Genomic DNA, 18,770 nt, shown 5'->3' with positions numbered 1-18,770 from the left:
TTTATTGATTCGCTCCAGTCACTACGTTTCTAAGCAGGCGCTCTTCACTTTTCTTGTGTATAAGCAAAGTATTCGCAAGGAAATAATAACGATGGTATACTCGGTTTATGATTCAAAGCTTTACAAAAGGAGGAATTAGAATGGCAATTACTAACGTAACAGACCAAAACTTCGCTAAAGAAACTTCTGAAGGTCTTGTATTGGCTGATTTCTGGGCACCATGGTGTGGACCTTGTAAAATGATCGCACCAGTACTTGAAGAAATTGATGGCGAAATGGAAGATAAAGTACAAATTGTTAAGCTTGATGTAGATGAAAACCAGGAAACTGCTGGTAAATATGGTGTTATGAGTATCCCCACACTATTATTGTTCAAAGACGGTAATGTAGTGGATCAAGTTATCGGTTTTCAACCGAAAGAAGCGCTTGTAGATCTTATTAACAAGCACGCGTAAAAATGGTATAGTTAAATAAGAAAAGTCAAAATCCCTTGTTGCATATTGTTGTAACAAGGGATTTTCTAAGTGAATAAAAGGAATTGATAATATGAATCAGACCATCAAAGAAAAGCTTGCTGTCTTACCATTACAGCCCGGTTGTTATTTAATGAAAGACAAGCAAGGTACCATTATTTATGTTGGGAAGTCAAAGTTATTGCGAAATCGTGTCCGATCTTATTTTACTGGAGCAAATGACCGAAAAACACAGCGTTTGGTCCAGGAAATTGTAGACTTTGAATATATTGTAACCTCATCTGAGATTGAAGCACTTATATTGGAAATGAACCTTATTAAAAAGTACGATCCTAAATTTAATGTCATGTTAAAGGATGACAAATCTTATCCATATCTTAAAATTACTTCTGAAAGACATCCTAGATTATTAATAACCCGAAAGGTAAAAAAGGATAAGGGGAAATATTTTGGTCCATATCCAAACGTTATTGCCGCCAGGGAAACAAAGAGACTGTTAGACAGATTGTATCCTTTGCGAAAATGTAACAACCCACCTGGTCGGGTGTGTCTATACTACCATTTGGGTCAGTGTAAGGCTTGTAGTGAAAACCCTCCTACAAAAAAAGAGTATGATTCAATTGTGCAAAGTATTTCTTCCTTTTTACATGGTGGATACAAAAAGATTAAGCAAGATTTAAAACGGAAAATGACGCAAGCAAGTGAACAACTTAACTTTGAGCGGGCAATGGAACTACGGGATCAAATCGAGCATATTGAAATCGTCATGGAACAGCAAAAAATGACCCTGAATGACAATGCAGACAGGGATATCTTTGGGTATAGCTATGATAAAGGCTGGATGTGTGTGCAGGTCTTCTTTATTAGACAAGGCAAGTTAATTGAACGAGATGTTGCCGTCTTTCCGTTCTTCGATGACGCAGCAGACACCTTCCTCAGTTATATTGGCAGGTTCTACTTGCACCAGAACCACCCGAAACCAAAGCAAATTCTAGTTCCGATTGGGGCAGACAATGAAATCATTAAAGAACTGCTTGAAGTAGATGTTCACACGCCTTATAGAGGAAGAAAAAAAGAGCTGGTTGAATTAGCGACCAAAAATGCCAAAATTGCCTTAGAAGAAAAATTCTCGATTATTGAACGAGATGAAGCAAGAACGATAGTGGCGGTGGAACAATTAGGTGAAACGCTTCATATTGAGACACCTCATCGAATTGAGGCATTTGATAATTCCAATATTCAAGGGACAGACCCAGTATCAGCTATGGTAGTTTTTATTGACGGGAAACCGAACAAAAAGGAATATAGAAAATATAAAATAAGAGATGTGGAAGGACCGGATGACTATGATACGATGCGTGAAGTAATTCGTCGTAGATACTCTAGAGTCCTTAAAGAAGGATTACCGCTACCAGACATGATTATTGTAGATGGTGGTAAAGGGCAGATGAGTGCGGCCCTTGATGTGTTGGAGAATGAATTAGGGCTGGATATACCACTATGTGGTCTGGCCAAGGATGACCGCCATAAAACTAGTGAATTACTATATGGAGTCCCTCCAGCTGTCATTCCATTGAAAAGGCAGTCGCAAGAATTTTATTTGGTGCAACGGATTCAGGATGAGGTCCACCGTTTTGCTATAACGTTTCATAGACAGCTACGCGGCAAAAACCTCTTCCAGTCAGAACTGGATAAGATTCCGGGGATTGGTGAAAAGCGGAGAAGATTACTGCTGACACACTTTAAATCCGTGAAGGAAATAAAGAAGGCAAGTGTTAACGATATTACAAAATTAGGAATACCTACAAATATTGCTGAGGATATTTTATCCCATTTAGCTGAAGGCAATGCTGAGAACAAGTAGGTACCATTAATGAAGCAGAGATTTCACCCGTTAAGGGATAAAGCAAAGAAACCCACGAAGTAACAGTTGACTTCGTGGGTTTCTCATGTAAATCAAAGCAAATATAACCCTATTCACCATGGAATTGACAAAAAGAAGTTAAGGTGGGTTATTTCGCTATTTCGTATACACGATATTAAATTGAACTTGATGAATTCTTCGATGTATATTTTCAGTACACTCACATTCTGTCCCAACAACCATTTGAACTGCTTCTGCTAAAAATCCAGCTTCCAAACGAAATTCAGTATGTAAAGGAGCTTGCAAACGTTGTGCAACACTATCAGCCATTAACTGAAAAACAAGCTCATTTTTTTTTTCTTTTATAAGCTCTAACTTTCCCCAACCTAATTTTTCTACTAATTCGCAAATATCCTCAATGCTTTCCAAAGAAAACTTTCGTGAGAGATTCCGACCCATAAAATAAAGTAATGTATCAGCTTCACTACCAAATAACTCAGGTAAACCAATATAGCGTATTACATCATATCCGGCACCGGTACTTTGAAGATCGTTTAATAAAGAAATACTAAGTCTGTCCTGTTCCTTTGACATGAATGTCATCCTTTCCAAATAGGTAGCCTGCTTCTCATGTATAAAGAAGTAAATTGCTAGTCTTATTATCTATATAATTGAAGAATTTAGCAAGTGTACGAGGGGAACTTCTGTAATTTAACACTTTCAATACTTTCACTAAATTACGATAACGTTTTCTTGACGCTTTTTCTAGTTAGAAGTACAATAAATATGTTGCAAATTGTACATTATTCAAATAGTAAAGAAGCTTTTTACATATGCTTGTTATTTGGTAATGTTACTAGTTATGAAAATCGTAAACTATGAAACTAAGGGGGGTAACACATGGCAGAGCATCGCGAGTTTTTTTACAGGAGATTACACTCACTGTTAGGCGTCATACCAATCGGGATCTTTCTGATTCAACACTTAGTGGTGAATCATTTTGCTGTGTATGGTGAAGAAAGTTTTAATAAGGCAGCAGGTTTTATGCATTCCCTACCATTTAGGTTATTGCTTGAAACCGTAGTCATTTATCTGCCAATTCTGTTTCACGCAATTCTAGGGGTTTATATTGTATTTGTCGCACGCAATAACATGAAAAGATACAATTATTTCAGAAACTGGATGTTCTATCTGCAGCGTATTACTGGGATAATTACACTTGTATTTATTGCTTGGCACGTGTGGGAAACAAGAATCCAGCTTGGAATGGGAAATGTAGATCTTGATTATAGCTTAATGGAAAATATTTTAACCAATCCAGTTATGTTTTGGTTCTATATTGTGGGTGTTATTTCTACTACTTTCCATTTTGCTAATGGATTATGGAGTTTCCTTGTAACTTGGGGCTTTACACAGTCACCAAAGTCTCAAAGGATTGCTACATATGCAACGTTGCTAGTCTTCTTAGCAACAAGTTATTTAGGGGTAAGAACATTAATTCAATTTGCGTACGGCGTTTAATTAATAGAAATAGGAGTGAGTGTTCATTATGAGTAATCGCAAAATTGCTGTTGTAGGCGGTGGACTTGCCGGCTTGATGGCAACAATCAAAGCAGCTGAAGCGGGTGTGAATGTAGATTTATTCTCTATTGTACCTGTTAAACGTTCTCACTCTGTTTGTGCACAAGGTGGTATCAACGGTGCGGTAAATACAAAAGGTGAAGGAGATTCTCCAGCTATACACTTTGATGATACCGTTTATGGAGGAGACTTCTTGGCAAATCAACCTCCAGTAAAAGCAATGTGTGACGCTGCACCGAGTATTATCCATATGCTAGACCGAATGGGTGTTATGTTTAACCGTACACCAGAAGGATTATTAGACTTCCGTCGTTTTGGTGGTACGCAACATCACCGTACAGCATACGCTGGTGCCACAACAGGACAACAGTTGCTATACGCACTGGATGAACAGGTACGACGCTATGAAGTGGAAGGCCTTGTGAATAAATTTGAAAGCTGGGAATTTGTCGGAGCTATTGTCGATGACGAAGGAACAGGAAGAGGAATTGTAGCACAGGATATTAAAACACATGAAATTAAATCATTCCCTTCTGATGCAACGATTATTGCTACAGGTGGCCCGGGAATAATTTTTGGTAAATCAACGAACTCCGTTATCAATACTGGATCTGCTGCAAGTGTTCTATATCAGCAAGGTGCAAAATATGCCAATGGAGAATTTATCCAAATACATCCTACAGCCATTCCAGGAGATGATAAGCTACGTCTCATGAGTGAGTCTGCTCGAGGGGAAGGCGGCCGTGTTTGGACATACAAGGATGGGGAACCATGGTACTTCCTTGAAGAAAAGTATCCTGCATATGGGAACCTTGTACCACGTGATATAGCAACACGGGAAATTTTCGACGTTTGTGTGAACCAAAAGCTTGGAATTAATGGCGAAAATATGGTTTATTTAGATCTCTCTCATAAAGATCCAAAAGAGCTCGATGTTAAGCTTGGTGGTATTATCGAAATCTATGAAAAGTTTGTCGGTGAGGATCCAAGAAAAGTCCCGATGAAGATATTCCCTGCTGTTCATTACTCGATGGGGGGGCTATGGGTTGATTATGATCAAATGACCAGTATCCCGGGTATCTTTGCTGCTGGAGAATGTGATTATTCCCAGCATGGAGGAAACCGATTAGGTGCTAACTCCTTGCTTTCCGCTATTTATGGTGGTGCTGTAGCTGGTCCGAATGCTATCAAATACATCGATGGCCTGGAAAAACATATAGATGATCTTTCTCCAGAACTATTTGAAAGATACGAAAAGGAAGAACAAGAGAAATTTGAAGCATTAATGAATATGAAAGGTACAGAAAACGCCTATCAAATTCATAAGGAGCTAGGGGAATGGATGACAGATAATGTCACAGTAGTTCGTGATAATGAAAAACTATTAAAAACCGACGAGAAAATAAAAGAATTGTTAGATCGTTGGGAGAACATTAACATCAATGATACTTCTAGATGGAGCAACCAAGGTGTTATGTTCACCCGTCAGTTAAAAAACATGCTTCATTTAGCGCGTGTTATTACGATAGGTGCCTATAATCGTAATGAAAGTCGCGGAGCTCATTATAAACCTGAGTTCCCTGAACGTAATGACGAAGAATGGTTGAAAACAACAATTGCCTCATTTGATAAAGAAAAGCATGAACCAGTATTTACGTATGAACCCGTAGATACTTCATTAATCACACCTCGTAAACGTGATTATACGAAAAAAAGTGAAGGGAGTAAGTAATGATGGCTGAACAACAAACCGTAACGTTTATTGTAACTAGACAGGACAGTCCAGAATCTGCTCCATATGAAGAAACTTTTCATGTTCCATATCGTAAAAATATGAACGTTATCTCTGGATTAATGGAAATCCGCCAAAATCCAGTGAATGCTGATGGCAAACAAACTTCCCCGGTATACTGGGATATGAACTGCTTAGAAGAGGTTTGTGGAGCTTGCTCTATGGTTATTAACGGAACAGCAAGACAATCTTGTGCTGCTTTAGTAGACCAGCTAGAACAGCCAATACGTTTAGAGCCTATGGATACTTTCCCTGTTGTACGTGATCTTATCGTAGATCGCGAACGTATGTTTGATGCATTAAAACAAGTGAAAGCATGGATTCCAATAGATGGAACACATGACTTAGGTCCAGGGCCACGTATGCCTGAAAAGAAACGTCAATGGGCTTATGAATTGTCCAAATGCATGACATGTGGTGTTTGTTTGGAAGCATGCCCTAATGTGAATGATAAATCTAACTTTATTGGGCCTGCTGCTTTATCACAAGCACGCTTGTTTAATGCACACCCAACTGGTGAAATGAATGCTAGTGAAAGGTTAAATGGGTTGATGGAAGAAGGCGGAATCGACGGTTGTGGCAACTCGCAAAACTGTGTACAAGTATGCCCGAAAGGAATCCCATTAACAACATCAATCGCAGCGATGAACCGTGCTACAAATATCCAAGCATTCAAAAATTTCTTTGGTAGTGATCACGCGCATTAAGTTCGTGTTGAGCCCTCTTATTGTCTTCTGGCAATAAGGGGGCTTTATAACATATTTATCAGAAAGCGTTTTCTTTAATGTTGCTTTAAAGTGTTTTAACAGGAGTAAGGGAGGAAAAAAATGAGGGCAATTTCATATGTTGACAATATGGAGGTTTGGAAAGATTCTTTTTCATTTTCTATACCTATAAAAATTAGATTCTCTGAGACAGATATGTTCGGGCATGTTAATAATGTTTCACCGTTTATCTATTTTGAGCAGGCGAGAATTGAATTTTTAAAGTCGGTAGGTTTGTTTCGTACCGAGGCTACAGAAGATACTGGTATACCTGTGGTAGCAGATTTACAGTGTGACTATTTACAACAAATGTATTTTAATGAGGATTTGTCAATGTTTGTAAAAGCCAACCATGTTGGTAACACATCTATTGATATCCACTATATGGGCGTTGTTGATGGAAACATAGCAATTACCGGGAGAGGTAGGCTTGTCTATGTCCATCCGAAAACCGGACGTCCTGTGCCGATAAGTGAAGAAATAAAGAAGGCTTTGATGACAACTTAGTTAAAATTCCATTTTAAAATTCTAGTGTACAAACAAAACCGACTTTCTGTGAAAGTCGGTTTTTTAAAAAACTAGAGCTTTAATTCCCCCATACGAAGGAGCTCTACAACAGCCTGTGATCGCCCCTTGACTCCTAACTTTTGCATAGCATTTGAAATATGGTTGCGGACAGTTTTTTCGGATATAAAAAGTTCCTGAGCAATTTCTTTTGTTGTTTTATCTTGTACTAACAATTCGAAAACTTCCTTTTCTCGCTTTGTTAGTAGTTGCTTCGGCTTGAACTCGTTGTCCTTCAAATGTTAACCCCTCCTTGCTCTATAGAGCTGCATAATGAAGGGAAATTATTTAGTCCCTATAAAGTATGTAGAAAATGAAAAAACGGTGCGTACATTTCCAACATCTGCAATGTGATTCAGTGGAAAATTTGCTATAATAGGGTCACCGCTTATTTTTATCCCACCCTAACTGGCAAAAAGACCCCACTTCAAGAATGCGGAAATCAAGCATTCTAAGCGGGGAACAATTGCCAGTTAAGGTAAGGTCCTATTCCTTCAACAAACATTTGGTGGGAGAAAGCGACCCACCACCAAATGAAGTTTCACTCACTTTCTTATCAATGTAACTATAATGAGGAAAGTGGATTTGGGCCAGTCTGATAGGAAACACTTTAATTGTTTGCTGAATAGAATGGGTTAAAATTATTATTTAAATTATTTAAGATTAACTGTAAGAGGTTCTTGTATAGTGCTGAGGTGTTTAAATATAACTAACCACTAGCATCTATTACCTTGTCATATTTCATTTCTAGGCAATGAAAGACCATTTAGGGGGTTACATTTTTGAAAAGTGATGCAACAATGAAGACAATAAATGAAATAGAGAAGAGAATGCGTTATATATCAGGCATTATAAAACAAAATGGACGAAAAATATTAAACAATTATCCCATTACTTCCCCGCAATTTATAGCGTTACAATGGTTACTTGAAGAAGGAGATTTAACGATAGGTGAGTTATCAAATAAAATTAGTTTAGCCTTTAGTACAACAACTGACCTAGTTGACCGCATGGAAAGAAATGAACTTGTCGAACGGGTGCGTGATTCAAAGGATAGAAGAGTGGTAAGAATCCATGTATTAGAAAAGGGAGAATCCATAATCGAAGAAGTTATCCAGAAGAGGCAAGAGTATCTTGGAGAAGTACTTGAAAAATTCTCCTCCGAACAAACAGAGCAATTAAGTGAATTACTCGATTTTCTTCATCAAGAAATGAAACAGGTAGACAAAAAATAATAGATAAGTAGAGGCGATTTTTAGTGGAACAGGCAATCGGGGTCATCGATTCTGGAGTAGGTGGGCTCACGGTAGCAAATGAGCTCATGCGACAGCTACCGAAGGAAAAATTAATCTATCTTGGAGACACGGCAAGGTGCCCATATGGCCCCAGATCAGAAGAGGAAGTTAAAAAATTCACATGGGAGCTAGTAAATTTCTTACTTGAGAAAGAGATAAAAATGCTCGTAGTTGCTTGTAATACAGCTACAGCATTCACATTAAAAGAACTTCAGGAAAAACTAGATATTCCAGTGATTGGCGTCATTCAGCCTGGCGCAAGGGCGGCAATTAAGTTTACTAGAAATAATAATATTGGTGTTATTGGTACTGAGGGCACAATTCGTAGTGAAGCATACACGAAGGCGCTTGAGGCCATTCATTCAGGGATTGAAGTGAGTGGCTTGGCGTGCCCTTTATTTGTACCTATGGTGGAGCAAGGGGTTTTAACAGGAGAAAAAGCTGAAGAAGTTGTGCAGTCTAGCTTGGCTCCGTTTAAGGAAAGCAAACAAATGGATACACTAATCCTTGGTTGTACCCACTATCCTTTGCTAAAGAAAACCATACAAAATGTAATGGGGGAGCACGTTACCGTAATTTCCTCCAGTGAAGAGACGGCAAGGGAAACAAGTACGATACTAGACGTTCATAAAGTGATTAATACAAGCGATGTCGTGCCAATTCATGAGTTTTACACAACAGGGGAATTAGAAATATTTATGGATATCGCTAAGAGTATCTTTAAGGACCCATATTTACAGATGATGACCATAAAAAAAGCACAGCTACATCAAACCCAGCAAACCTAATCAAACAGGTTTCTGGGTTTTTAATTTGATTATTTTTACACTGTTTTGGTCTATTTTCTCTGAGGGCTCGTATACATAATAGTACAAACCATCCTAGGGGGGAAAGACATGTATAAGCGCGGCATATTATTAACTGGTAGTATCACAATGGCTCTATTATTATCAGGGTGTTTTCAAGGTGAACAATCACTTGAGGATATGGACCCACCACAAAACGCAGAGCCGGTTGATAATTTAGAGAATGGTGAAAACAGTGAAGGTGTATCTGATGAAGGGGAACAAACGGAAGTAAGTGAAACTGTGCCAAGACAATTGTATTTGGTAGATGCAAATGGGATGGTCGCGGCTCAAACGATAGAACTTCCTAATCCTGAATCAAAAGAAGTAGCCTCTCAGGTTTTGGAGTATTTAGTTAAAGGTGGGCCAGTTACATCCATGTTGCCAAATGGGTTTCAAGCTGTACTGCCAGAAGGTACCCAAATTCTTGGTGTGAATTTGCAGGAAGACGGCACTATCGTAGTAGATTTCTCAGAAGAATTTAAAGACTATGAAGCAAAAGAAGAGCTGCAAATACTGGAGTCGATAACACATACACTAACCCAGTTCGACAATGTTAACACGGTGCAACTACAAATTAATGGCCATGCAGTTAAAGAAATGCCTGTTAATGGTACACCTGTTGGGGAAGGTTATTCTAGAGCAAACGGCATTAATGTGACTGATACAGATACAGTAGACTTAATTAATAGTAAAGCTGTTACAATGTATTATCCAACACAGCATGATGAAAATCGGTACTATGTGCCAGTTACACAATATGTTGAAACAGACAATGAGGACATCTACTCGTCCATTGTAGAATCTTTACTTGATGGTCCTGGTTTTAATACGAATGTACAACATGTGTTTAACCCTACAACACTTCTAAAAGGAGAGCCCACACTACAGGAAGGCGTGCTAGATTTAACGTTTAGTCAAGATATCTTACTTGAAGAAGGGACTGGCGTTATCTCCGACGAGGTAATGGAGACACTTGTAAGGACGTTGACTGAGCAAGAGGGGATTGAAGCGGTCGATGTAAAAGTAGAGAATGTTGAGCAGATAATGAATGAAAACGGCGAGACATATGAAGAACCAGTAACCAAACAGCAGTTCACACCAACTGAAAAGCTTTAGAAGGAGGGGCTAAGCAGTATAGCTCCTTTTTCTTTTGTATCGATAAACAAGCTTTTTTAAAGTTCCCTTCTATTTTGTTCAACAACACAGTCGCATCGATGTTGTTCAGATACAATATAATACAGAAAATTAAACTTAATTGGCCAGTTAGACACGGATGATTAAGTTTTTCTATTATGTATTAACATGTTGCTTTCGTGCAAAATATGTTAAGCTAAAGGTTGAAACAAGGAGGAGACTTTGATGAGAAACGATGAAAGAAAAATAAATAGTTTACGCCCTGTGAAGATTACGACAAATTATATTACACATCCAGAAGGGTCTGTTTTAATTGAGGTTGGTAACACGAAAGTAATTTGTAATGCAAGTATTGAAGATAGAGTCCCGCCATTTCTCCGGGGACAAGGAAAAGGCTGGATTACGGCGGAGTACGCTATGCTGCCAAGAGCTACCGAACAGCGAAACATTCGGGAATCTTCCAAAGGAAAAGTCAGCGGAAGAACGATGGAAATTCAGCGCTTAATTGGGAGAGCGTTACGTTCAGTGGTCGATCTAGATAGTATTGGAGAACGAACTGTTTGGGTGGATTGTGATGTTATTCAAGCAGATGGAGGAACTAGGACAGCTTCTATAACAGGAGCTTTTGTAGCAGTTGTGCTGGCATTTGGCAAGCTTCTAGAAGAAAAGAAGATAAAGCATATGCCTGTAACACAGTTTCTGGCTGCTGTGTCAGTTGGCGTTTTACCAGACAATACGGAAATTCTTGATTTGAATTATGAAGAAGATTCCCAAGCAAACGTCGATATGAATATTGTGATGACTGGGAAGCATGAATTCGTGGAAATTCAAGGTACAGGCGAAGAAGCTACCTTTACTGCAGATCAATTGCAGACAATGCTTAATTTAGCTGGAGAGGGAATAGAGGAGCTCTTTGCATTTCAACGTGAGTCTATAGGTGATTTAGCAGACCGCATTGGTGAAACAATAGCTTAATGGAGGAATAGTTATGGAACAGGTGCTTATCGCGACGCGAAATATTGGGAAAGCGGCAGAGTTTAAACAATTCTTTTCGCGTTATAACATACAAGCATTATCGATGATGGACCTTGAGCAAAACTTACCTGATGTTGAAGAAACGGGGGACACATTTGAAGAAAATGCTGCTTTAAAAGCAGAAGAAATTTCTGCAAAGCTTGGTCTACCAGTACTCTCCGATGATTCCGGGCTAGTAATCGATGCATTAAATGGAGAGCCTGGTGTCTATTCGGCTAGATATGCTGGGGAAGTCAAAAATGATGAGGCGAATATAGCGAAAGTATTAAAGAATTTACAAGGTGTTCCAAAACCTGAGCGGACTGCCCGTTTTGTTTGTGTGATTGCATTAGCTACACCAGGAAAAGAAACGATTTTTCGTAAAGGGTATTGTGAAGGGCATATTGCAAATGAAAAACGAGGGGTAAACGGGTTCGGGTATGACCCAATCTTTATACCAGAAGATTATGAGAAGACAATGGCTGAGTTGACTGCCGAAGAGAAAAATAAAATCAGCCATCGGACAAGAGCTATTCAGCAGTTTGATAAATGGATAAAAGGGTATAAGAAAGAACAAATATAACGCAAATATAGCTAGTGTTATGGCTCCTATATAATCCTACATAGATTGGTGGTTTGTATGACACAGGTACTTATTACAAGTGATAGTCATGGATTAACAGACGAATTATTACAAATTAAACAAAAGCATAAACTCGAATTTATGATTCATTGCGGCGATTCTGAGCTTGATATGGATTCACAAGAGATGGATGGCTTCTATAAGGTCGCTGGGAATTGTGATATTGATACAAGATATCCGGAAGAACAAACGTTGGACATTGAAGGCGTTAAAATTCTTGCTGTACATGGTCATTTGCATAATGTTAAACAGAATCTAATGACGGTTGGTTACCGAGCTGAAGAATTAGGAGCAAAGATCATTTGTTTTGGTCACACCCACGTTGCAGGGGCACAGCAAGTAGATGGTCAATTGTTTATAAATCCAGGGAGTATTCGCCAGCCCAGGGGACGTGTAGAAAAAACATATGCCATCTTAGAATGGAAAACGCCAAATGAATTTAATGTTACGTTTCATACATTGGATGGGAAAGAAGTACAGGATTTAGCTTATCAGGCATCATTATAAAGGGAAGTTTGAAGCTTATCAGGCTACGGGATTTTCAAAGCCTGGTAGGTTTCAAATATTTTATAGAAAAAGTGTTGACATTTGTTTGGATTATGCATATAATATTTCTTGTCCGTTAAAAAAGGAACAAACGAAAAAGGGTAAATATTTAGCGGGAAATTACATATTTGCGGGTGTAGTTTAGTGGTAAAACCTCAGCCTTCCAAGCTGATGATGAGGGTTCGATTCCCTTCACCCGCTCCATACATACTTGTCCCAGTAGCTCAGCTGGATAGAGCAACAGCCTTCTAAGCTGTGGGTCGCAGGTTCGAATCCTGCCTGGGACGTCAATAAAAACCTAACAAACTTAATGTTTGTTAGGTTTTTTCTTTTTGGCACTTATTATATTATTGTGTTGAATATAAATCTCTAGGGCTTTCTCCCGCTATAATAGGGGCTTTTTCAGAGCTATGTATTCTCTAAGAAACCACTTATAGAAAGTTATCCTTCCATATTTCTTTTCCTCCTTTAAATTTTATTAATATATGCTTGCAAGTTACGTAGCGTCAACTTTTATGCTAGATATATCTTATTACATATGGAGGAATTAGAATGGATAATTTTCTTGTGACAAAATGGACGTTTAAAGATCTAACCATTTTACTTGTGTTTGTTTTCTTAGTTGTGCCTTTGACAATTGAAGGTTACTTACAAAATCTATTAAATGATTTATTTCAGCACGAGTTATATGCAGGCACATTAACTGGCGTTGTAATGGCCGTTTTATGTACGATAAGTATATATGTTACAGTGTTAAAACCATATCAGTATGGGTGGGAAGAAGTCGGTTTACAACCTTTTAGAAAACAATATTGGAAGTCAATAATAAACTGGACCTTATGTTTAATCGTTATGAGTGTGGCAATAGTAATCATAATGGATTACATTAACATGGGGACTGATAATGCTAAAACGAGATCACTAAAACAAGATTTAAATTGGATTAACTTTTTGATTGGATTTGTTTCTGCTGCTATCATATCTCCATTATATGAAGAGATATTGTATCGAGGCTTCCTTTATAAATGGTTTCGAATAAAGTGGGGAGTAGTTCCGGGTTTGTGTCTTAGCTCTATAATTTTCACACTAGTCCATATTCCTACATATAATACCCTGCCAGTTAATTTTGTTTCAGGGTTAATATTCGCTTGGACTTATGAAAAAACGAATTCTATTATACCTGCTATCATTATTCACGGAACATTTAATGGAATAGCTGTAATTCTAACTGTAATTGCGTAAAGCTATGAGATACATGTTGAAACATATTGAAAAGTAAGCCAACGTTACTGAAAACGCTGGCTCAACTTCTTCCAGTTAAGGTGGGATAAATAGCTTCTAGGTTATTTTTTACGTTGGTTTACGCCGAGTACGTTGTTTCTCTTTCTGCAAATTTTCCTAGGTTTTCTTACAACTTCTTCTTCCTCTTCTTCTTCCTCTTCTTCTGCTTCAGCCTCTTCTTCCTCTTCTTCAACTTCATTAGCAGGACCAACGCCCATGCCGTTGACATATACTTTTACGATATTATAATTGTTGTTTTTGTTTTTTAGATCATTGTCATTATCGTTGTCTAGGTCAAAATCAACATCTGCATTGGCTTTAGCAAAGAAATACTCCTGGTTACCATTTTGATCAAAACTTCTATTTTGGTTCCTTTTTCTCATTGTTTTTCCCTCCTTTGATCTTGATAATGTATTTTATTCGATATAGAATGTTTTGGAATGGCAGGTGGCTTACGGCAAACGCTTGTTTTTTAATAGGATGATAGAAAACCCTAGTATAGATGTGATACACTTTCTAGAAAAAGATTAATATGTACAACTGGTCGATTATAAACCTGCTAACCAAAATCCATGGTATAATAAATAGGGTGAAATACAGTGTTACAAACATAGGTGATTTGGTCATTCTTGTTTTTATAACTACCCTTTATTCTCCATAAGAAAAGGCGTCTTTATAAGGAAAGTTACTTGTAAAACTTTAAGGAATTGTTGACCAAAAGGTTTATTTTTAAAAGAAGAGGGTATGTATATCTATTGACTGTTAAATAATAAACACATGTCCAAGGAAAGGAGGAAATAAATGCAGCAGTATTCAGAAAAAGAGAATGTCATCCTTTTCCCAAAATGGAAAGATGTTTTGGAAGAAGAGAGCGTGCAAGCTCTTAAAGAGAAAAGGTATGAGGAGGCGCTTACCAAACTAGATGAGTTGTTAAGCTATCATATACATTCCCACGAAATTATTATAGGGAAGCTCATTTGTTTAATGGAATTAGGCCGACATAGTGAAGCACAAGAAATATGTGAAGAGTTACTTACAATAAAGGATGAACATTATTACCATTATGTACATATCTATTTAACTATTTTGTTCCAGACAAACCAATACGATCTGTTAATGGAGCAAGTTGAGTATGAATTTGAGATGGGGGAAGTCCCTGCCCCAATGGAAGAACAGTTTCAGCAATTGTATACGATGAGTAGTAAGATGAAGGCAGATTTAACAGTCGAAAGATCTAATACCCATTTAAGTGGGTTAATGCAAGCAATTGATGAGGAAAACCATAGGGAGCAGTGGCGGATTATAGATAGCCTGAGACAGATGTCTGCATTGCCTACTAAGGAGATTCCAACGTTGCTTACGAATGAAAAAGTACATCCTGTAACCAAAACGGTAGTTCTCCAATGGTTAACTGAAGCTGGTTATGATCAGGATGTGAGCATACATAAGCTTGGAAGAGAAAGAATTGTTAGACCTTATGCATTAGAAAAGGTTGAAGACCTATCAATATTTCATCAAGTTAGAAGCTTGTTAGAGGAAATAGAACAGAAGAACCCAACTTTATTTGAAATGCTTGAAAAGTTGCTGTTTCGCTTTTTGTATGTACATTATCCGATATTTCCACCATCAGAGGAAGTATTCCAACTAGCGGAAGCAATAAAGCTCGTAGGCCAGGAATACCTAGGTATACATATGGATGAAGAAATGTCACAGCCTAACAATATCCTACAATTCAGCGAAGAAATTAAGCTAAGTGACACCCTTTACTTAAGCATTATTGAAGAGTAATAGCTGGTAGGCTCCGAAATGCTTGAAAGGCAAGGTAATTATGTTATAATAAGATGGTTGTAAATATAGATCATTATATAAGTAGTTATCATAATGAACGTGTAAAATGATTGGAAACAATAGATTTGATTTTGGAGGGAATTTTTATGTCAGTGAAATGGGAAAAACAAGAAGGAAATGAAGGAGTACTTACGTTTGAAGTTTCTGTAGAAAAATTTGATCAAGGACTAGATCAAGCTTTTAAAAAGGTTTCCAAGGATGTTCAGATTCCTGGATTCCGTAAAGGGAAAATTCCACGTAAAATTTTCGAAAACCGTTTTGGTGTAGAAGCATTGTATCAAGACGCTGTAGACATCGTATTGCCTGAAGCATACACGAATGCTGTTGAAGAAGCAGGAATTGAACCAGTAGCACAACCTGAAATTGACATTGAAACTATTGAGCAGGGTCAGCCACTTGTATTCACTGCTAAGGTAACCGTTAAACCGGAAGTAACACTTGGAGAATACAAAGGTCTTGAAGTGGAAGAGCAATCTGTAGAAGTAACAGATGAAGATGTAGACCATGAATTAGAGCATCAACGTCAGCATCAGGCAGAGTTGGTTGTAAAAGAAGAAGGTAGTGTGGAAGAAGGCGATACTGTTGTAATGGATTTCGAAGGTTTCCTAGACGGAGAAGCTTTTGAAGGTGGAAAAGGTGAAAACCATTCACTAGAAATTGGCTCAGGCCAATTCATTCCAGGATTTGAAGAACAGTTAGTTGGAAAAACACCTGGTGAAGATACGGAAGTTGAAGTAACATTCCCTGAAGAATATCATGCTGAAGAACTTGCAGGTAAAAAAGCTACATTCAAAGTTAAGATTCATGAAGTGAAAGCGAAAGAACTTCCAGAGCTTGATGATGAATTTGCTAAAGATGTAGATGAAGAAGTTGAATCCCTTGATGAGTTAAAGAAAAAGAAAAAAGAAGAGTTAGAAGCGCAAAGAAAACAAGATGCTGACAACCAAAAAAGAGAAACTTTGATTGAAAAAGCTTCTGAAAATGCACAGGTAGACATTCCTGAAGCAATGGTTGAAACAGAGCTTGATCAAATGGTAAAAGAATTTGAACAGCGCTTGCAAATGCAAGGAATGACAATGGAAATGTATTCTCAATTCTCCGGTCAAGACGAGAATGCTTTGAAAGAGCAAATGAAAGAGGATGCTGAAAAACGCGTTAAAACGAACCTTACACTTGAAGCTATTGTTAACGAGGAAAACCTTGAAGTTTCCGAAGAAGATGTAGAAGCAGAACTTGAAAAAATGGCTTCTATGTACGGAACTGAATTGGAACAGTTGAAACAGATGCTTGGTGGAAATACAGAAGCTGTAAAAGGCGATCTGAAAATGCGCAAAGCAATCGAATTTCTTGTTGAGAACAGCAAAACTGTCTAAAATAATATAATTCCGTTTAGATGCAGGTGGATAAGGTAAATACTAAAACAAGGTGCAGAGAAGTTGCACCTTGTTTTCTCATATAACTTTCCATTTGTGTTGTAAATCGCAATTCCAAAAAAAAAGAAGGATTATGTGGTTTGATAAGCATACTTAATTATGGTTAGCTACATATAGTATAAGTAGTATGATTTGACTTTTATGAATTATTATCCATAATTAGATTATGCTAAACGTTATGAAAGTGTATCGTTTTGTATTTTAAAATCGATCTGATATGATGACTATGAAAGTTGAATCCTGAAAATTCCATTCAGGTGGAGATTTAAACTTTTAGGGGTGAAATATAATGTTTAAGTTTAATGAAGAAAAAGGACAACTGAAATGTTCGTTTTGTGGAAAGAGTCAAGAACAAGTACGTAAGCTAGTAGCCGGACCTGGCGTTTATATATGTGATGAATGTATAGAACTTTGCACAGAAATCGTGGAAGAGGAATTGGGAACAGAAGAAGAAACAGAAATGAAAGAAATTCCAAAGCCAAAAGAAATTTGTGAAATACTAAATGATTATGTTATTGGTCAGGACAAAGCTAAGAAAAATCTTTCAGTTGCTGTATACAATCACTACAAACGAATTAACTCCCCTAAATCAGCAGGGGACGATGTAGAATTGTCTAAAAGTAATATTGCTATGATCGGTCCTACTGGTAGTGGTAAAACCCTTCTAGCTCAAACGCTTGCTAGAATTATTAATGTTCCGTTTGCCATGGCAGATGCCACTTCCTTAACAGAAGCTGGATATGTAGGGGAAGATGTAGAAAATATTTTACTGAAATTAATTCAGGCAGCAGATTATGATGTGGAAAAAGCTGAAAAAGGAATCATCTATATTGATGAAATCGACAAAGTAGCTCGTAAATCTGAAAACCCATCTATTACAAGGGATGTTTCAGGTGAAGGTGTTCAGCAAGCACTTCTGAAAATTCTTGAGGGTACAGTAGCAAGTGTTCCACCACAAGGTGGTCGTAAGCATCCACATCAAGAATTCATTCAGATTGATACGACAAATATTTTATTCATCGTTGGGGGAGCCTTTGATGGTATCGACCAGGTGATTAAACGTCGTCTTGGTAAAAAAGTCATTGGCTTTGGTTCTAATGAGAAGCAACAAGATTTAGAAATGGGAGAACTTCTTTCTAAAGTGTTACCAGAAGACTTACTACGCTATGGCCTTATACCTGAATTTATTGGCCGTATCCCGGTAATTGGAAGTCTAACACCACTAGATGAAGAAGCACTTATTGAAATCTTGACCCAGCCTAAGAATGCACTTGTAAAACAATACCAGAAGCTATTCTCGATCGATAATGTGGAATTAGAGATTGAAGAGGAAGCATTAAGAGAAATTGCTAGGAAAGCAATTGAGCGAAAAACTGGAGCACGTGGCCTCCGTTCCATTATTGAAGGAATTATGTTAGACGTTATGTTCGAATTGCCTTCAAGGGATGATATTGAAAAATGTGTCATCACCAAAGATACGGTAATGGAAGAGAACGGAAGTCCAAAGCTTGTGTTTCATGATGGGACCGTTAAAGAAGGCAAAAAGCCTAAAGAAAGTGCTTAATACCTTCCTATAGATTAAATAATATTCCGGTTTGGGTAACAGGAGAGACTGTCTTGCGTGATTTAGTTGCCAAGACAGTCTTTTTTTAAATGTATAAAGATATAGTTATATAACTAAAAGTGTTTT

At 37.7% G+C, this 18,770-nt stretch carries 19 protein-coding genes and 2 tRNA genes; 18 read left to right on the top strand and 3 right to left on the bottom strand.

Translation table 11 applies throughout. The features are described from left to right. The first annotated feature begins 140 nt into the window (after positions 1–140). Both trxA and uvrC read left to right on the top strand, forming a co-directional pair. Positions 141–455, top strand: coding sequence for a thioredoxin (trxA, locus tag LG273_RS11685; RefSeq protein ID WP_042223294.1), 315 nt, complete (start codon positions 141–143; stop codon positions 453–455). Between the two features lie 91 nt (positions 456–546). Next, entirely contained in the window at positions 547–2,337 is a 1,791-nt protein-coding gene (gene uvrC, locus LG273_RS11680; RefSeq protein ID WP_404453755.1) for an excinuclease ABC subunit UvrC, read from the top strand. Positions 2,338–2,493: 156 nt separating this feature from the next. Here the strand turns inward: uvrC and LG273_RS11675 are convergent, their stop codons facing one another. Continuing rightward, positions 2,494–2,931, bottom strand: coding sequence for a YslB family protein (locus LG273_RS11675; protein ID WP_404453752.1), 438 nt, complete (start codon positions 2,929–2,931; stop codon positions 2,494–2,496). A 306-nt stretch (positions 2,932–3,237) separates the two neighbouring features. On the opposite strand from LG273_RS11675, the gene LG273_RS11670 reads away from it, so the two are divergent. From LG273_RS11670 to LG273_RS11655, 4 genes are all read left to right on the top strand, one after another. Next, positions 3,238–3,858, top strand: coding sequence for a succinate dehydrogenase cytochrome b558 subunit (locus LG273_RS11670; RefSeq protein ID WP_379560638.1), 621 nt, complete (start codon positions 3,238–3,240; stop codon positions 3,856–3,858). Between the two features lie 28 nt (positions 3,859–3,886). Beyond that, complete coding sequence (sdhA, locus tag LG273_RS11665; protein WP_379560639.1) at positions 3,887–5,650, top strand: succinate dehydrogenase flavoprotein subunit; 1,764 nt, start codon at positions 3,887–3,889, stop codon at positions 5,648–5,650. A 2-nt stretch (positions 5,651–5,652) separates the two neighbouring features. Next, on the top strand, positions 5,653–6,417 hold the full coding sequence (gene sdhB / locus LG273_RS11660) for a succinate dehydrogenase iron-sulfur subunit (protein ID WP_379560641.1): 765 nt from the start codon (positions 5,653–5,655) through the stop codon (positions 6,415–6,417). 120 nt (positions 6,418–6,537) lie between these two features. Then, positions 6,538–6,981 carry an acyl-CoA thioesterase gene (locus LG273_RS11655; RefSeq protein WP_379560642.1) on the top strand — a complete coding sequence of 148 codons (444 nt, stop codon included), beginning with the start codon at positions 6,538–6,540 and terminating at the stop codon, positions 6,979–6,981. Between the two features lie 71 nt (positions 6,982–7,052). Here LG273_RS11655 and LG273_RS11650 read toward each other — a convergent pair whose 3' ends face one another. Next, on the bottom strand, positions 7,053–7,277 hold the full coding sequence (locus tag LG273_RS11650) for a response regulator transcription factor (protein WP_042223300.1): 225 nt from the start codon (positions 7,275–7,277) through the stop codon (positions 7,053–7,055). A gap of 561 nt (positions 7,278–7,838) precedes the next feature. On the opposite strand from LG273_RS11650, the gene LG273_RS11645 reads away from it, so the two are divergent. The 9 genes from LG273_RS11645 (at position 7,839) to LG273_RS11605 (ending at position 13,760) form a co-directional block, all read left to right on the top strand. Continuing rightward, a complete protein-coding gene (locus tag LG273_RS11645) occupies positions 7,839–8,273 on the top strand; it encodes a MarR family winged helix-turn-helix transcriptional regulator (RefSeq protein WP_404459531.1) in 435 nt (144 codons plus the stop codon). A gap of 23 nt (positions 8,274–8,296) precedes the next feature. Continuing rightward, positions 8,297–9,121 carry a glutamate racemase gene (gene racE, locus LG273_RS11640; RefSeq protein ID WP_379561505.1) on the top strand — a complete coding sequence of 275 codons (825 nt, stop codon included), beginning with the start codon at positions 8,297–8,299 and terminating at the stop codon, positions 9,119–9,121. A 108-nt stretch (positions 9,122–9,229) separates the two neighbouring features. Further along, a complete protein-coding gene (locus LG273_RS11635; RefSeq protein ID WP_379561504.1) occupies positions 9,230–10,297 on the top strand; it encodes a GerMN domain-containing protein in 1,068 nt (355 codons plus the stop codon). Between the two features lie 243 nt (positions 10,298–10,540). Beyond that, the gene (gene rph / locus LG273_RS11630) at positions 10,541–11,290 is read left to right on the top strand and encodes a ribonuclease PH (protein WP_404453747.1); all 750 of its coding nucleotides are present in this window, start codon (positions 10,541–10,543) and stop codon (positions 11,288–11,290) included. Positions 11,291–11,303: 13 nt separating this feature from the next. Beyond that, the gene (locus LG273_RS11625; protein ID WP_404453744.1) at positions 11,304–11,912 is read left to right on the top strand and encodes an XTP/dITP diphosphatase; all 609 of its coding nucleotides are present in this window, start codon (positions 11,304–11,306) and stop codon (positions 11,910–11,912) included. A 57-nt stretch (positions 11,913–11,969) separates the two neighbouring features. Further along, entirely contained in the window at positions 11,970–12,479 is a 510-nt protein-coding gene (locus LG273_RS11620) for a metallophosphoesterase (RefSeq protein WP_379561501.1), read from the top strand. A 169-nt stretch (positions 12,480–12,648) separates the two neighbouring features. After that, positions 12,649–12,722 (top strand) — tRNA-Gly (locus LG273_RS11615). Positions 12,723–12,731: 9 nt separating this feature from the next. Beyond that, a tRNA-Arg gene (locus LG273_RS11610) sits at positions 12,732–12,805 on the top strand. A gap of 265 nt (positions 12,806–13,070) precedes the next feature. Continuing rightward, on the top strand, positions 13,071–13,760 hold the full coding sequence (locus LG273_RS11605) for a lysostaphin resistance A-like protein (protein ID WP_404453740.1): 690 nt from the start codon (positions 13,071–13,073) through the stop codon (positions 13,758–13,760). Between the two features lie 101 nt (positions 13,761–13,861). Here the strand turns inward: LG273_RS11605 and LG273_RS11600 are convergent, their stop codons facing one another. After that, the gene (locus LG273_RS11600) at positions 13,862–14,182 is read right to left on the bottom strand and encodes a hypothetical protein (RefSeq protein ID WP_379561449.1); all 321 of its coding nucleotides are present in this window, start codon (positions 14,180–14,182) and stop codon (positions 13,862–13,864) included. A 418-nt stretch (positions 14,183–14,600) separates the two neighbouring features. Between LG273_RS11600 and LG273_RS11595 the strand changes: the two genes are divergently transcribed. The 3 genes from LG273_RS11595 to clpX all read left to right on the top strand — a co-directional run bounded on the left by LG273_RS11595 (position 14,601) and on the right by clpX (position 18,644). Beyond that, positions 14,601–15,587, top strand: a complete 987-nt coding sequence (locus LG273_RS11595) for a DUF3196 family protein (protein ID WP_404453737.1) — start codon at positions 14,601–14,603, stop codon at positions 15,585–15,587. A gap of 146 nt (positions 15,588–15,733) precedes the next feature. Beyond that, positions 15,734–17,020 (top strand): trigger factor, encoded by a 1,287-nt coding sequence (gene tig / locus LG273_RS11590; RefSeq protein ID WP_379561446.1) that lies wholly within the window; start codon positions 15,734–15,736, stop codon positions 17,018–17,020. Between the two features lie 349 nt (positions 17,021–17,369). Continuing rightward, a complete protein-coding gene (clpX, locus tag LG273_RS11585) occupies positions 17,370–18,644 on the top strand; it encodes an ATP-dependent protease ATP-binding subunit ClpX (RefSeq protein ID WP_379561445.1) in 1,275 nt (424 codons plus the stop codon). Positions 18,645–18,770: the final 126 nt, after the last annotated feature.

This window comes from Oceanobacillus kapialis (assembly GCF_044790185.1).
In the GTDB taxonomy this organism is placed as follows: Bacteria; Bacillota; Bacilli; order Bacillales; family Amphibacillaceae; genus Oceanobacillus_B; species Oceanobacillus_B kapialis.
Note: the sequence above shows the minus strand (reverse complement) of the source record. Positions and strands in the feature narration are given on the sequence as shown.